Annotated in this window: 14 protein-coding genes, 1 riboswitch and 1 other annotated feature; of the genes, 2 read left to right on the top strand and 12 right to left on the bottom strand. The window is 37.3% G+C overall.

All coding sequences use genetic code 11. The annotated features are described in order from the left end of the window. Positions 1-45 precede the first annotated feature (45 nt). From ACZ5R4_RS04745 to ACZ5R4_RS04760, 4 genes are all read right to left on the bottom strand, one after another. A complete protein-coding gene (locus ACZ5R4_RS04745; protein WP_464368137.1) occupies positions 46-894 on the bottom strand; it encodes a hypothetical protein in 849 nt (282 codons plus the stop codon). Positions 895-1,111: 217 nt separating this feature from the next. After that, positions 1,112-1,864 carry a prepilin peptidase gene (locus ACZ5R4_RS04750; RefSeq protein ID WP_277678272.1) on the bottom strand — a complete coding sequence of 251 codons (753 nt, stop codon included), beginning with the start codon at positions 1,862-1,864 and terminating at the stop codon, positions 1,112-1,114. Then, the gene (locus ACZ5R4_RS04755; protein WP_054787832.1) at positions 1,865-2,263 is read right to left on the bottom strand and encodes a hypothetical protein; all 399 of its coding nucleotides are present in this window, start codon (positions 2,261-2,263) and stop codon (positions 1,865-1,867) included. It lies immediately after the preceding gene. A 132-nt stretch (positions 2,264-2,395) separates the two neighbouring features. Beyond that, a complete protein-coding gene (locus ACZ5R4_RS04760; protein WP_464368138.1) occupies positions 2,396-3,640 on the bottom strand; it encodes a bifunctional folylpolyglutamate synthase/dihydrofolate synthase in 1,245 nt (414 codons plus the stop codon). A 104-nt stretch (positions 3,641-3,744) separates the two neighbouring features. Here ACZ5R4_RS04760 and ACZ5R4_RS04765 point away from each other — a divergent pair, with 104 nt between their 5' ends. After that, a complete protein-coding gene (locus ACZ5R4_RS04765) occupies positions 3,745-4,632 on the top strand; it encodes an ATP-grasp domain-containing protein (protein WP_464368139.1) in 888 nt (295 codons plus the stop codon). A 106-nt stretch (positions 4,633-4,738) separates the two neighbouring features. Here ACZ5R4_RS04765 and ACZ5R4_RS04770 read toward each other — a convergent pair whose 3' ends face one another. From ACZ5R4_RS04770 to ACZ5R4_RS04790, 5 genes are all read right to left on the bottom strand, one after another. Beyond that, positions 4,739-7,387, bottom strand: a complete 2,649-nt coding sequence (locus ACZ5R4_RS04770; protein WP_464368140.1) for a valine--tRNA ligase — start codon at positions 7,385-7,387, stop codon at positions 4,739-4,741. A gap of 66 nt (positions 7,388-7,453) precedes the next feature. Further along, positions 7,454-7,683: a binding site (T-box leader), on the bottom strand. A gap of 105 nt (positions 7,684-7,788) precedes the next feature. Beyond that, complete coding sequence (locus ACZ5R4_RS04775; protein WP_464368141.1) at positions 7,789-8,568, bottom strand: ABC transporter permease; 780 nt, start codon at positions 8,566-8,568, stop codon at positions 7,789-7,791. Next, entirely contained in the window at positions 8,565-9,203 is a 639-nt protein-coding gene (locus ACZ5R4_RS04780; protein ID WP_109983995.1) for an ABC transporter ATP-binding protein, read from the bottom strand. The genes ACZ5R4_RS04775 and ACZ5R4_RS04780 overlap by 4 nt, the downstream gene beginning before the upstream one ends. A 213-nt stretch (positions 9,204-9,416) precedes the next feature. After that, complete coding sequence (locus tag ACZ5R4_RS04785) at positions 9,417-10,631, bottom strand: NAD(P)/FAD-dependent oxidoreductase (RefSeq protein ID WP_109983994.1); 1,215 nt, start codon at positions 10,629-10,631, stop codon at positions 9,417-9,419. A 361-nt stretch (positions 10,632-10,992) separates the two neighbouring features. Next, positions 10,993-11,127 carry a hypothetical protein gene (locus ACZ5R4_RS04790; protein ID WP_277678278.1) on the bottom strand — a complete coding sequence of 45 codons (135 nt, stop codon included), beginning with the start codon at positions 11,125-11,127 and terminating at the stop codon, positions 10,993-10,995. A gap of 32 nt (positions 11,128-11,159) precedes the next feature. Then, positions 11,160-11,247, bottom strand: a riboswitch (cyclic di-GMP riboswitch). A 627-nt stretch (positions 11,248-11,874) separates the two neighbouring features. On the opposite strand from ACZ5R4_RS04790, the gene ACZ5R4_RS04795 reads away from it, so the two are divergent. Then, the gene (locus tag ACZ5R4_RS04795; protein ID WP_109983993.1) at positions 11,875-12,063 is read left to right on the top strand and encodes a hypothetical protein; all 189 of its coding nucleotides are present in this window, start codon (positions 11,875-11,877) and stop codon (positions 12,061-12,063) included. On the opposite strand, the gene ACZ5R4_RS04800 is transcribed toward ACZ5R4_RS04795, so the two are convergent. From ACZ5R4_RS04800 to hemL, 3 genes are all read right to left on the bottom strand, one after another. Next, positions 12,060-13,067: a phosphotransferase gene (locus ACZ5R4_RS04800; protein WP_054859095.1), complete on the bottom strand. Its 1,008-nt coding sequence runs from the start codon at positions 13,065-13,067 to the stop codon at positions 12,060-12,062. The two genes, ACZ5R4_RS04795 and ACZ5R4_RS04800, sit on opposite strands and share 4 nt — an antisense overlap. 155 nt (positions 13,068-13,222) lie before the next feature. Next, positions 13,223-14,221 (bottom strand): LysM peptidoglycan-binding domain-containing protein, encoded by a 999-nt coding sequence (locus tag ACZ5R4_RS04805; RefSeq protein ID WP_054859094.1) that lies wholly within the window; start codon positions 14,219-14,221, stop codon positions 13,223-13,225. 217 nt (positions 14,222-14,438) lie between these two features. After that, entirely contained in the window at positions 14,439-15,722 is a 1,284-nt protein-coding gene (gene hemL / locus ACZ5R4_RS04810; protein WP_054859093.1) for a glutamate-1-semialdehyde 2,1-aminomutase, read from the bottom strand. Between the last annotated feature and the right edge of the window lie 6 nt (positions 15,723-15,728).

Consider the following 15,728-nt stretch of genomic DNA (forward strand, 5'->3'; position numbering starts at 1 on the left):
AAAGGAATACCAACAACAAATGATTATTTCCCCTTACATTTCATATTATTTGGATAGGTTCACATACTGATACCAAATTTTTAATAAATCAACCATTTCCGCCTTCGCTGTGTATGCCTTTACTTTATCAATTAATGGAGCTAATGCTTGGGATAATTCCTCTGGGCTTTTCGCTAACCATTGCTCTAATTGTGTTACATTAGTAGGATTAGTTATTAACTCTTTTAAAATGGTGTCAAATTCTTTCATCCATTCCGCTTCAGCTGTATCCACTGATAATTGAACAGGCTCTGTTGTCCACTCCTTACCAGCATAAACTTCCCAATTCTCTAAATGATCCTCTTCAGCAAATTGCTTAGAACCATCTGTTGTTGCATGAACCCCGACAAATACATGGTAGTTATCATCTCTCTGCCAAATCATGGAGGGGATGCTAGCGTTGTTCAATTGATCCAATAATTCCTTTGCCGTAGTTTCAGAGCTGAATACTCCTGCTTGAACAACATAGCCAGTAATTGGAACACCTTCGAATGTACTAGTAGTCGTATTGGCTTCAGTGGCATTTTTCGTTTGCTCCTTTGTCGTACTTACGGCTTGCTCTGTTTGATCAGAAGCCATTTCTTCTGGATCAATATCTACAAATATTTTGAGCATGATAAAGCCAAGAAATGTACCAATTAGAACAGCTGTTAACGAAGAATATATAAATGAACGATATTTTTTCCAGAATCCGTTTTGTCTTTTCTTCATGCTTGAATAATGTGGAGGACTACTTACATGTTCATTATAGTATGGCTTGTCTTCGTCTAAGAGCTTACTCTCCGCCTCCAGCTTACGTTCTATTTTTTTCTTAGGCTGGTTTATTTGAATAGATATGCCTTTATTTTCTCTCATTCAAATCCCTCGTTTCCGTGCTTTTCTATCACCCTACCATAATATTAGTAAGATGTAAGACGAGTTTTGTCAGAAGAAAAATAAAACTTTCCCGAAAAAAAGACAGAATGACAGAATTTCTTCGCCCTTCCTTCGATCCAATCCATGCTATCGCGTCCAACCAACAAATTACGATGTCAGCAGATGCTGAAACAGTTCATAATATGGAAGTAGATTTTTAATAGTATAGAGAGAAATACCAATCCAATAAAGTACTTCCATAAAAAAAGACTGTCCCTCCTGCTAGAATAATCGAAGGACCAAATGGGATTAGGGGTGATTCCCCTTTGTGTAGCAACTTCTGAAGTAAAAAAAAGACAAGCCCATATATGGTGGCCACAAAAAGTGTTAAAAACACGTGAGGGAAACCAACTAAGTATCCTATTACGGAAAATAATTTCATATCTCCTGCCCCCATTCCACCTTTACTAAGCAGAATAATGATAGCAATCAATCCAAATCCAGCAATTCCTCCTAATACAGAGAGCCACCATGGATTAGTTGGAACAATGATTCGGTAAATGATAAATAGTGGGAGAAAAAAGAGAAGAACTTGGTTTGGAATAATCATATAGGTATGATCAGAAACGAAAACAATTGCTAGCATACTAACAAGCAAAAGACCTATACCTATTTCTAATGGAGAGTTAATAAAAAGACAACAGAAGGCAAATCCTACAGCGGTAAATAATTCTATGATGGGATATAAAGGAGAAATAGCTTTGCCACAATGCTTACATTTTCCCTTTTGATAGAAAAAAGATAACAGAGGCACGAGTTCCTTCCAGGAAAGAATATGATGACAGGAAGGGCATGCAGATCTTGAAGAGGAAAACATTTTTCCATGAGGGACTCGCAAGCCAACAACATTATAAAAAGAACCAAATACTAAACCAGTGATAAAAAAGAAAAATACGACATTGTGCTCCAACTAGGAAGACCCCCCTTCTTCAATTATCGTTTCTACACCAGGTGTTCCGTTCGGATCATAATAGAATCTCCCATTATCGAAGATTAGACTTCCTGGAGGGACTTTGTCTAAAGACAAATAGTGATAATGGATTAATTCCTTTGGGGTTACCTCGGTAGCATTCTTTTCACCGTCAAACACCCAAACAGCCTCTTTTGACTCTTCTGGGTCAGCTTTTGCATAAATATAAGCAAGCCTTGCTGCATTTTCCATTAATTTTACATTAGCATCCTTTTCTTGCTCTTGATGCATTACATTACTCAGAATAGGAAAGGAAAGGAAGGTAAGCATACTGATGATTGTTAGAATGGCTAACCATTCCATCAGCCCAAATCTGAGTTGCCTTGGTAATAATTTCATTAGCTAAAATCGCTCCCTTTTCCGAGTTGCCGTTAGTATTAAATACCTAATAAAATATGATAAAAAGTCCGGTTTTATAATCTTATTTTACTAAATAATCATTACTTGTCAAACGTTGCCGAAAAGGGAACATTATTGTTTAATAATTCGTTTCATCTGTTCCACAAAATGCAATGAGCCTGTTATCAATAGCAGGTCCCCTTTTTGTATAGTGTTTTTGACCACTTCATACGCTTTCTTTGCATTAGGTATGTAATCCCATTCCGCGTATAGATCCTTGCTTTTTAAGGCACGTGAATGCTCAAAGGAAGTAACAACAAGCCTTGTCGCCATTTCGTCTAAATATTTAAGCATTTCATTTACCTCCTTATCCCTGAAAGCACTAAATAAGAGATAAACCTTTTTATTGGGATAAAGCACTTCTATTGTTCTTCTTAATGCCTTTATACTAGCCATATTATGTGCTCCATCTACAATAGTTATTGGGTTTTTCGCAACAACTTCCATTCGATTTGAAATCCTTGCATGCTTCATCCCGTTTCGAACGGACTCTTCATTGATAGTCCAGCCTTGCTCTTTTAAACACTCTATTGCCATCATGGCATTTGCTGCATTCTCCATCTGATGAATGCCCTGCATAGTGATTTCTATCAACCATTTTATTTGTTTATATTGAAACAAAAAAGACTGATGTTCCCAATCTGAGTGACTATCATGGATATTAAAATCTGCCCCAAGAATATACATTGGCGCTCTCTCTTGTTTTGCTTTATCTATCACAACCTGATGTGCCTCTTCTGGTAATCTGCCTAAGATAACTGGTGTATTCTTCTTAATGATGCCAGCCTTGTGAGAAGCAATGGAAGCTAGAGTATTCCCCAAAAAAGCGGTATGATCAAAAGAGATCGAAGTAATGATTGTAAGGATGGGAATAACCCGATTTGTAATATCCTCTTTCCCACCCATACCTGTCTCTATTAGGGCGATGTCCACCCTATTAATGAAAAACAATAAGCAGATTACCATTAAAATCTCGTATTCTGTTGGAGCCATATCTTTTTGATCCATTTCTTCTATCGTAGGGACTAATTGATTAAGAAGCTCAAGAAAAACTTTCTCACTTATTGGCTTGTGGTTCCACAATATATGATCTCTTACGGTTGGAAAACCTGGTGATACGAATGAGCCCACACGATAACCATTCGCTATTAATACTTCTTGAATAAAGGTTAAGGTAGAACCTTTTCCATTTGTACCTGCTAGATGTATAGTCTTTATTTTTCTCTCAGGATGATCGGTTTTTGCTAATAAATAATCCAGTCTTTCCAGCCCTGGTTTAATACCAAGTGTCCTACGAGATTCTAAGTATTCGTTCACTTCATGAAAAGATAATAACATTGTATTTCACACTTTCCTTGTTTCATTTTTTTAGTATACCTTGTATTATAACTATTAGAAGATATAGCGGGGAGTGATGAAAGATGGAAGGATGGGTCATTTATAATGGGCACATGGCGAGTCATGCTTTTTTACAATTTCCAAAGGCCATTCAACAAGCTGCAGCCCAATACGATATATCAATTGAACTAGTAGCAAATGATGCAGTGGTTAATTCTGTCGATGCAAATGGGCATGACATTCACGCATTGAATGGTTTATCAAAGCCAAGCTTTGTTATTTTCCATGATAAAGATATTGCGCTAGCACGTCAATTAGAGTATGCTGGAATACCTGTATATAATAACGCCAACTGTATCGAAAGATGTGATAACAAAGTTATTATGTACCAAAAGCTCGCAGAACATCATGTTACGATACCAAAAACGTTAATCGCCCCAAAAGTATTCACTGGTGCAAAGCTACTCCACTTCGAGCATTATTTACAAATTGCTTCATCGCTGAACTATCCCTTTGTTGTAAAAGAAGGGTTTGGTTCTTTTGGTGAGCAAGTCTATCTTGTTCACCATGAAAAAGAGTATATGGATATTGTAAAAAAAATATATGACAAGCCTTTTGTAATGCAGGAATATATCAAATCAAGTTACGGGAAGGATATCCGAGTATTTATCGTTGGCGGAAGGTTTGTTGCTGCATTAAAGCGAACCTCTCAGGAGGATTTCCGTGCAAATGTATACCAGGGAAGCCGAATCGAGGCATATAGCCCATCAGAAGAAGAAATCCAGTTAGCCATCAATGCCGTTCACGCTGTTGGGGCCGATTTTGCGGGTGTTGATTTATTATTTGGTAAAGGGGACCGTCCAATTGTCTGTGAGGTCAATACGAATGCACATGTTGCTAATATTTTAACCTATACAGGTATCAATGTCGCAGAAAAAATTTTACAAAAGGTTATTTTACCAGCACTATAAAGTCAGAAAACTTGCTTTAAATCAAAGAAGACTACTTTTAATGTGACGAATTTCATTGTTAGAGACAAAAAGCATGGAGTTCCAAACTCCATGCTTCTCTAATACCTTAGCCTTTTAATTCATTCATTCGTGATTTGACTTTTTCTCTTTTCTCCATATAATCTTGTTGCTTTGCCTTTTCTGCTTCTACAACTTGTTCTGGTGCCTTTTTGACAAATCCTTCGTTGGAAAGCTTCTTATCGACACGCTCTACTTCCTTATCAAGCTTTTCCAACTCTGCTTGCAAGCGAGCTAATTCCTTATCAATATCGATCAGCCCTTCTAATGGTAAGAAAATCTCCGCACCTGTTACGACAGCAGACATTCCTTTTTCAGGCACTTCCACCGTAGTGTCAATCACAAGCTCACTAGGGTTACAGAAACGATCAAGATACACACGATTCTCTTCCATATTTGCTTTTCCTTCTGGATCATTTGCTTGAATATAAATCGGAATCTCTTTGGATAAAGGTGTATCAACCTCTGCACGAATATTACGTACAGATCGAATTATCGCTACAAGCTGTTGCATGATGTCAGATGCCTCATGGTTAGAAAGCTCCTGTTGAGCTACTGGCCATGATGCACGAACAATAGACTCTCCTTCGTGAGGTAATTGTTGCCAAATTTCTTCTGTGACAAATGGCATAAATGGATGAAGCATTCTCATGGTTTGGTCTAAAACATGGGCCAAAATAGATCGCGTCGTTAATTTTGCCGCTTCATCATCCCCGTATAATGGTAGTTTAGCCATTTCAATATACCAATCACAGAAGTCATCCCAAATGAAATTATATAAGTAACGACCTGCTTCTCCAAAGTCATATTTGTCAACATGACGAGTAACTTGCTCTATCGTTTCATTTAGGCGTGTGAGAATCCATTGATCCGCAACAGACTTTTTCCCTGTTAAGTCAATTTCCTCAAATTTTAATCCATTCATATTCATTAAAGCAAACCGTGATGCGTTCCAAATTTTATTGACAAAGTTCCAAGTAGATTCTACCTTTTCCCATTGGAAGCGCAAATCCTGCCCAGGACTTGAGCCAGTGGAAAGGAAATATCGAAGTGAATCAGCACCATACTTCTCGATCACTTCCATTGGATCGACTCCATTTCCTAATGACTTACTCATTTTTCTTCCTTCCGCATCCCTTACAAGACCGTGAATGAGTACATCCTTAAAAGGACGTTCATTGGTAAATTCCTTCGATTGAAAAATCATACGAGCTACCCAGAAAAATATGATATCATACCCTGTTACTAGAGCATTAGTTGGAAAGAAATGCTTGAAATCCTCATCCTCTGTATCTGGCCAATTTAATGTAGAGAAAGGCCATAATGCAGATGAGAACCAAGTATCTAACACATCTGTGTCTTGTTCCCAATTCTCGATATCTTCAGGTGCTTTTTTCCCTACGTAGACCTCTCCAGTCTCCTTATGATACCAAGCAGGAATCCGGTGGCCCCACCATAATTGTCGAGAAATACACCAATCACGAATATTTTCCATCCATCTTAAATAGGTTTTTTCAAAACGAGCTGGGACAAAGTGGACTTTTTCATCACTGTTCTTTTGTAATTCTAGTGCTGCATCTGCTAATGGCTGCATATTCACAAACCATTGTGTTGAAAGGTAAGGTTCCACAACGGCACCACTTCGTTCAGAATGCCCAACTGAATGCATATGTTCTTCTATTTCAAATAATACCCCCTGCTCCTGAAGGTCATTAACAATCTGCTTCCGGCATTCAAAGCGATCCATTCCTTGATATTTACCAGCATTTTCGTTCATCGTCCCATCTTCATTCATAACCAAAATACGTGCAAGATTATGACGATTTCCGATCTCAAAATCATTCGGATCATGGGCGGGCGTGATTTTTACAGCACCGGAACCAAATTCCCTATCCACATAATCATCTGCAACGATTTCTATTTCGCGTCCAACGATCGGAAGCTTAACTTTTTTACCAATTAAATGCTTGTATCGCTCATCTTCTGGATGAACGGCTACAGCTGTATCTCCAAGCATTGTCTCAGGACGAGTTGTGGCAATTTCAATATGTCCTGAACCATCAGCTAGTGGATATCTCATATGATAGAAATAGCCTTGGACATCTTTATAGATAACTTCAATATCTGAAAGAGCGGTCTTTGTCTGTGGGTCCCAGTTAATGATATACTCTCCACGATAAATTAAATCCTTCTCATACAACTTAACAAACACTTCTTTTACTGCATCTGATAAGCCTTGATCAAGAGTAAATCGTTCACGGGAATAATCAAGTCCTAATCCCAGTTTCGACCACTGCTCTCGGATAAAGCTTGCATATTCTTCCTTCCAATCCCATGCCTTTTCTAAGAACTTCTCACGCCCTAGATCATAGCGACTAACTCCTTCTTCACGAAGCTTCTCCTCTACCTTTGCTTGTGTAGCAATTCCAGCATGGTCCATTCCAGGTAAATATAGAACATCATATCCTTGCATACGCTTTATCCTTGTAATAATATCCTGTAATGTGGTATCCCAAGCATGACCAATGTGTAGTTTTCCTGTAACGTTTGGTGGTGGGATGACAATCGTAAATGGGTCTTTCTTTGGATTTCTTTCAGCCTCAAAGAATTTACCATCCACCCAATATTGATAACGACCTTTTTCTACTGTAGTGGGATCATACTTTGGTGGTAAATTCACTTCCTGTTGATCAGCCATATAATTTCCTCCTTGTTATTTCCAGTTTCTATGATATAGGAATCAAAAAAACCTTTTCATCCTAGTAAAAAGGACGAAAAGGTTTGATTTCCGCGGTACCACCTTTGTTTATAAGCAATAAGCCTATACAACTTCTTAAAGAGATAACGGTTCACCCGGCTTTACCTACTACTCGTTCAGTAGAGCTGCATCAGAGGCTACCTTCTTTCACCTTTTATCGAGAAAATCTTTCAGCCAATGGACTTTCCTCTCTTGTACGATAAGCATGAAATACTCTTCCTCATCATCACATTTAACTCCATCAAATAATGGTGTCATATATTATATGTTATTTTATCCAAAAAAGCGTCATTTCGTCAAGGATAATTATCACAGTACATAGGTGAGGGAGTAAAAATATTTTATAATTCAAGCTGTGCCCTTTTGTTAAAAAAGGTTTTAAATCCGAAATATAGGAAGATAATTACTGACAAAGAAACGCTACCTGTAATACCGAGCATTATCGCAATCTGGTATTTGATCGCATCTAACGGGCTTGCCCCAGATAAAATGACCCCTGTCATCATTCCAGGTAAAAAAACAATACCCATCCCAACCATATTGTTTATTGTCGGCAAGATTGCTGAATCAAAGGCATTGTTCACCATTCTTTTGGAAGCTTTACTTGGTGTTGCTCCAAGCATTAAAGCTGCCTCAATTTCTTTTTTTCGTGAACGAAAGCCTTCTAAAAGAGCACTTACGCCTAATGTAATACCCGTCATTGAATTACCTATTAACATTCCAGCAATTGGAATGAAATAACGGGGATCATACCATGGTGAAAATTGTACAACAATAAAATCAAAATATAAAAACGAGAAGAGTGTACCAACAATCATAGCAATCGCAATAATCTTCTTCAGATTTTTTGTAAGAGGCATTTTAGTACGCTTATAAATATTATAAACTGCAAAAATCTCCATTAACATTAGAACCAGAATAGAATAGATCCAGTTCTCATTTTCGAATATAAAAACGAGAACATAGCCCACAAGCACGAGCTGGATTGTCATTCTAAATGTCGCAATAACAATTTCCTTTTCTCGAGGAATCCTACGCCAACGAACAATAACAAGTAATAGAACCATGAAAATATAAGCAGAAATCAATTGCCAAAGATTGATATCCATCATCTTATTCATGATGAAATCACCTCCTTCTTATTTATATCCTCCATGTAGATGATTTGATCTGCATATTGTTCTGCTACCTCTTTTGAATGGGTAACGAATATAGCGGTTAATTGATCTTGTTGTACACGATGTATCATAAAATCCATTACTTTGTGTTCGGTCCCTTCATCGAGTGCTGAGGTTGGCTCATCCAAAAGGTAGATGACAGCATCCATTAATAAGATTCTCGCAAACGCAACTCTTTGCTTCTCACCACCTGATAATTTATCTGCTTCATCATCCAATGATTTACTTAATTCCAGCTCTTTTAACAAATTGAGCAGCTTCGCATCCTCTACCCTTTCACGCTCAGAAAAATCCAGTCCAATCAATAAATTATCTCGAACCGTCCCCTCAAACATAATAGGATCTTGTCCCAACATCACCACTTTTCTTCTAAGCTCTATTGGGTTATATTCTAGTATCGATTGGTTCTGAAACAAGATCTCCCCATGATCATGGGTCAATAATCCATTTAACATTTTTAATAAAGTAGACTTTCCACTACCACTCTCCCCAAATAGACAGATTACTTTACGATCAGGAATTTCTAGCTTATCAATATGTAAAATATCTCGGAATACTACGTTATTAAGCATAAACAATGGACACACCTCCTTTAAACATTTAGTATGCTGCAATGGTGCAAAAAAATGTAAGGGAGTAGATGTCTACGTGCAACACCTACTCCCGCAAATTTATACTAACGAAAATCTCTTTTATCCTCTAATTTTCTGGAAACAAGAACATAAAAAATCGTTGCAATAATAGTTAGCAATGTATAGAATAAAGTGTTTTTCATCACTTCTACCTCCTTACTAAAATGGTCGGAACTTTCCTTTTTTCAATACTAATCCAGGACCTCCAAGTAAAAATAAATAGCGGTCATCTATCACATGCTTCATTACTTTCGCTTGTAATCCATAAAGTTTATGACCATCGAATACTGTACCCATCGCTTCTGATCCACCAAGTGAAGCAACCGTTCCCTTATCATCAAAGGTGAATTCTCGTAATGTACCACCTTGAATCATTGTTTTAATATTATGAGCACAAACATCTGCTTCTTGAATCGCAATTTGAGCAGTTGGTGGATACGGACGACCGGTATCCTTGTTCATCACCCATGCGCAATCTCCAAGAATAAAGACATCATCATGTCCCGGTGCTCTTAACATCGTATCCACATTGACTTTTCCTTTTGTTAACTCAAAGCCTGATTCCCCGACAATGCGATTTGCCTGTACTCCACCAGTCCATACAAAGGTTCCGGCTTTGATTTCTTCCATATCGTCTCCAACAATGACCGCATCTTTTTTTACTTCCTTAATCATGGTTCCTAGCCTAAATTGGACTCCTCTAGCTTTAAGGGAGCGTTGTGCATATTCTAACAATTCTTCATCAAAATTTGGCAATATAGTAGGAGTTGCTTCAATATTAATGATTTTCACTTTTTTACGGGGAATATCATATTTCTTGCATAGTACCGGAATACGTTCGGCTAATTCCCCGACAAATTCTATTCCAGTAAAGCCGGCTCCGCCAACGATGATCGTTAATATATCATCACTAGGGTTATCTTCTGTTTTATATCTAGAAAATTGATATTCAATATGATCACGGATCATACGGCTTGTATCCACAGACTGTATAGAAAAAGCATGCTCATCCATTCCAGGAATGCCAAATGTCGCTTTTTCAAATCCTAATCCAATCACTAAGTAATCATAATCAAGTTCGCCATTTTGCAATAGAACCTTTTTTTCATCCGCTTTTATCCGTTCAACCGTATCTTGGACAAGATGAACTCGTTTTGTGTTAATCACATCAGAAATCATAATACGTGAACGATTGACATCTATTGTTCCTGCTGCCACTTCATGTAACCAGGTTGTTTGATAATGATAGTTGTGCTTGTTTACAAGAGTGATCTGTGCCTCATGTGGAGCTAGTTGTTGGATCAATCTTTTCGTTGTCATCATACCTGCATAGCCTGCACCTAATACCACAATATGTGGTGTCGTTGTCGACATAAAATTCATCCCTTCTCCAATAAATTAAATGATAACAAATATAGATTGTGTTACTAATTCAATTTATATGTATCATTTACCAATTATCTAAACTTAGTATAACAAATGGAAAAAATAACGTCTAATTATGTCCAAGGTTTCATTACTTGATCGATATTAGAAAAACTCGCATTCGCATGTCCCTTTAGCGGATGCGTTAAACTTTTCTTATACTTTAGTCTTCAAAATTCTCGCTTTGTCGCATTTCTTCCTGCAAAAATTTTATAATTTCCAAATGTAAAAAAGAGACTATTTGAGCCGTAGCCCAGAATAGTCTATGAGTAAAGTGTCCGTATTTCTGATCAATTAAATCATATCACCATCATGAATCATGCACATTTTTCTTTTTTTCTCTATCAATAAATGCCTTTATTTCGGTTATCGTATATCCTTGCTCTTTTGCTTTTAACAATAAGTAAACCCACTCGTAATCCATGTTTAATCCCTTGCTATTCAATTCTAATTCCTCCTAAAATACAAATCTGTATTCCAGGCAGCACAGCCATCCGTTTGCAGTTGTGCTTTAGGATCTGTAACTTTGCGTCCCTACCTTACGATAGGTTTGCCTTTTTCTGAGATAATTAATAGTAAATAGTACTTCTACTACAAAATGATAATTTCTAATAAAGTGAGAATTCACTAGCATCCAAACTATCGAGTAGGCCTGATTTAACCAAAAGTCTCTCCTCGATTTTCTTTATGTCTCAGCTTAAAGATAATAGTATCTAAAGTAGACTAAGGACATTCGGAACAATTGGATACTTTGTTCTCCACTCTCTTTATACCAGTACTAACCCATCAGTGAAGGTTGAAAAAACACGAATGGAACTCTCACTTTATTGACCTATATACTATTTGCTTCTCATGTGTAACATAATCATGATAACGGACACGATGATGTCTCCAATATTGGTTTTCTATTTATATTCATTACCAATATTAAAATTGTACACCCCTAGCTATTCAACAATCTCTTTTGCCTAAGTAGAGGAACTATCTTATATATATTCTATAAAAATTGGCAAAATCCTGCAAAAAAAACTGTTTTTTGAAAGAATTTATTTGCTATTTTACGTTCGTTGCTAGCCAAATCAGCTTCGACTAATTAGAATAGCACAAAGAATCGTGATAAAAGTTGCTAATTCCCTCACTTTTATTGGAATCCGTGCATATAATGATAAGACTAATCTAGTGAGGTGAGAATATGGGACGATATTATCGATATAAGTTACCTCCATGGGCACGAGAATGTATCATTGTTTGTCAGCGTTGCATTGTTCCGATTGTAATTTTCCAAGGTATTCGTACAATATTTATCCCCACGACATTCGATGTACTCCTTCTAGGTATTTTACTTTGTATTTTAATTGCCTTCCATTTGGAATGGATCTAATCCATCTCCACCTGCTGGATCGTCGAAAATAGGTCTTCTGAAAGCTGAATCGAGAACAAGAGCTTACGATATTCCTTCTCAAATCGAATCGATTCATATATAACTGTTTGTTTATTCGGGGTGTTGTGAGCTTTTAAGCAATGCATATATTTTTCCATAGATAATAATTGTAATGCTAGTTGACTTTTTTCCAGATCGCCAAATGGAATATATTGAAAATAAATGCGAAGTCCTTCCTTTAATTTGTTTATCTGACAATCATGGTATTGAAAGTTAAATAATAAAAAACTGATAAGATCATGTACAGGTGAAGCCATCTGAGCATGCTCCCAGTTCAAGAAATATGTTTGATTGTTTGTCATGATATAGTGGGTAGGGTCTAGGTTCCCATGACATAACACAATACTGGTCTTATCCGATTTTTCTAGAGCATCAAGATATACTTGCTGCCATTTCTCCGTTTCTTCTAATACCCATTCCATATCCCGATAATACATGCAAGCTTGTAATTCAACTGGTGACATAAAACGTTTTGCTTCAAATAAACGAATATATTGTAGTAGCTCATCACTATTTCGTTTCATTTCACTATGGAAATATGCTTGGTACTCTGCTTGATTTTGTTTTTGCTGATCTAATTCAATCAACTGCAATGTACTAGCATGTAATTTTCCCAATGCATGAAAAAAGGATGTCCACTCATCTGTTGGTCGCTCATGTGGAAATGATTCTACCCAAGGCATCAGATAAAAAATGGATTGTTGATTTGTAACAAAAGGATCTCCTGCTACAGTGAAAAAAACAGGAAGAAACCCAAGCACCTTTCGTTGATCGAGAAAATGATGTACCGCCTGCCAGTGACCAAGCTGTTGATCAGATAAAGAAGTATGTTTTAATGCGTAAATCCGATAATTTGTATGAATTTTAAAAACACGATCTGTCACTTTTTCCACTTTAGTTGGTATTATTTGATATGCATCAAGAACGGGTTGAAGATCTATCACTTACATACACTCCTCATCATTAATAAATGTTAGGAAAACGAAAGTATCTGCCTCGTCCCATAGTGGGAGCCGAAGTTTTACAAATATCTTTAATAAAATATTATTCTTATAGTAAAAAAATCCCTTGCTTCAAAATGACCAAGGGATTTTTATCGTTATTCATCTGAAGTAATTGGAATATAAATGAGTTGTCCGGAGGTAACATCTTCATCTTCTAAATGATTCGTTCGCATGATCTGTCGTGGAGAGACATCATATCGCTCGGCAATAGTATGCATTTGGTCCTCTGGCTGTACAATATATAATTTCAATTTTGAATAGCTAGTAGCTTCCTCTTCTTCCGAGAAAATATTTAACAGATAAGAAGTATCATCCACGCCTTCTGATCTACCTTGAACATGTATCTTCTCTTCTTCTCTTTCGTCGTCCTCTAATGATTGTTCATCTTCCACTTCATATTCATCAACTACCTCTTCTTGCTCCACTTCTTCACGATGACTTTCTTCCCAAACATTTTCCTCATGAACTTCTTCACGTTCCATCACAGGTTCCTCACTCTCAGAAGTTGTTTCACTACTCTCTGTCAATGGAATGACATTGTCTTCTTCCTGTTGAAGGTTTGCTTCTTGATTAACGGTGAACTGAAATTGCTCCTCTTCACGTAATGAATGGTCCGACTCCGCTTCAGCGTCATATCTAACTAACTCTTCCTCTGGGTCCCTTTCAACAATCACAGCTTCTTCTGTTAAACCATGAATCGCCAGAACAGCTTCCACATTTATCGACCCTGGTGAATTCAACACATAATCAAAATGGTCTACCTCCACTGCAACATCCTCCATGGAAGCAATTCTTTCCATCGGAATCGTTATATCCATTATAAATTTGTGAAAAAATTCGCAAGTCTCATCTGAAATTGGCTCCACCCGTTCTACCTTGTTACCTTGATATTCTAGTTCCTCCGCTCTAACCTCTTGTTGATCTGTCTGAATGTATTCACCTTTTAGTTCCATCACTCCACGAACAGACAAGCTTTCCCCTAATTCCTGAATAGAGATAACAGGCTCTAGCCCAATACCTAACATTTCCTTCATTAAAGGTTGATCTTGAAATGAGATTTTCTCATTAATATTGAATGTAAATACCTCACCCAACTCGGTTCCCCCTTCCATATACGATTAGCGAACTAGCTATCTCTCTTAAAATATATGAAGAAGGAATCGAGATTATGAAGAAGTTGATTGATCTTTTATATCTTGAATTTCCCTAAACGTCCATCCAAGTAAAGATAACCATGAAAAAGAGTTGTTCTAAAGTAAGTGGCCCTCCCTCGATAAGGCACCTTTTTTAAAACAACTCTTCATATAATCGTTATAATTTAGAAAATGCTTTTTCAGCAGCTTGAATAGTTTTTTCTATGTCTTCATCGGTATGTGCAGTGGAAAGGAACAAACCTTCGAATTGGGAAGGTGGTAGGAAGATTCCCTCTTCTGCCATTGTACGATAATAGCTTGCAAATTGATCGAGATCTGAACGAGAAGAAGTAGCATAATCAACAACTTGTTGATCAGCAAAAAACACGCCTACCATAGAGCCAGCTCGATTAATTTGAAGATTAAGCTTATATTTCTCCGCAGCTTCCTTGTAACCTGTCACAAGCCGGTCGACCTTCTGATTAATTGCTTTATAGGCATCCTTATCCATTGCCTTTAATGTTTCGAGGCCAGCTGTCATAGCAAGTGGGTTCCCTGAAAGAGTACCTGCCTGATAAATATCTCCAACAGGTGCAACGGACTCCATTATGTCACGCTTTCCACCATATGCACCTACCGGTAGCCCTCCACCAATAACCTTTCCTAAACAGGTTAAATCAGGTGTCACACCAAAGTATCCCTGTGCACAATGAAATCCGACACGAAATCCTGTCATGACCTCATCAAAAATTAATAGACTGCCATTTTCTGTTGTTATTTTTCTCAATTCTTGAAGGAAATCGCCTTTCGGTGGAACGACTCCCATATTACCCGACACTGGCTCTACAATCACTGCCGCTATGTCCTTTCCAAATTCATTGAAGGCATATTTCAGACTTTCTATATCATTATAAGGGACTGTAATGGTATGTTTGGCAACACTTTCAGGCACTCCTGGACTATCTGGTAAGCCTAAGGTTGCCACACCAGAACCTGCTTTTATTAATAAAGAATCTCCATGGCCATGGTAATTACCTTCAAATTTCAAAATAATATTACGCCCTGTATAGCCTCGTGCTAATCGTAATGCACTCATGGTAGCTTCTGTTCCAGAATTAACCATTCGAACCATCTCGATAGATGGAACGCGATCAATTACTAACTGAGCTAATTCATTTTCTAACAGTGTTGGAGCACCAAAGCTAGTTCCTTTCTCTGCTACCTCCTTTAATTTTTGAACAACACCTTCATGAGCATGTCCTAGTATTAATGGACCCCAGCTTAGAACATAATCAATATATTCATTTCCATCAATGTCATAAATTTTGGAACCTTTACCGTGATCCATAAAAATCGGATTCATTCCCACTGATTTAAAAGCTCTAACAGGAGAATTTACACCACCAGGCATTAAATCTACTGCTTCTTTGTAAGCATCTACTGATTTTTGATTTTGTAGCATAATGAG

This window comes from Gracilibacillus sp. JCM 18860, from assembly GCF_055395245.1.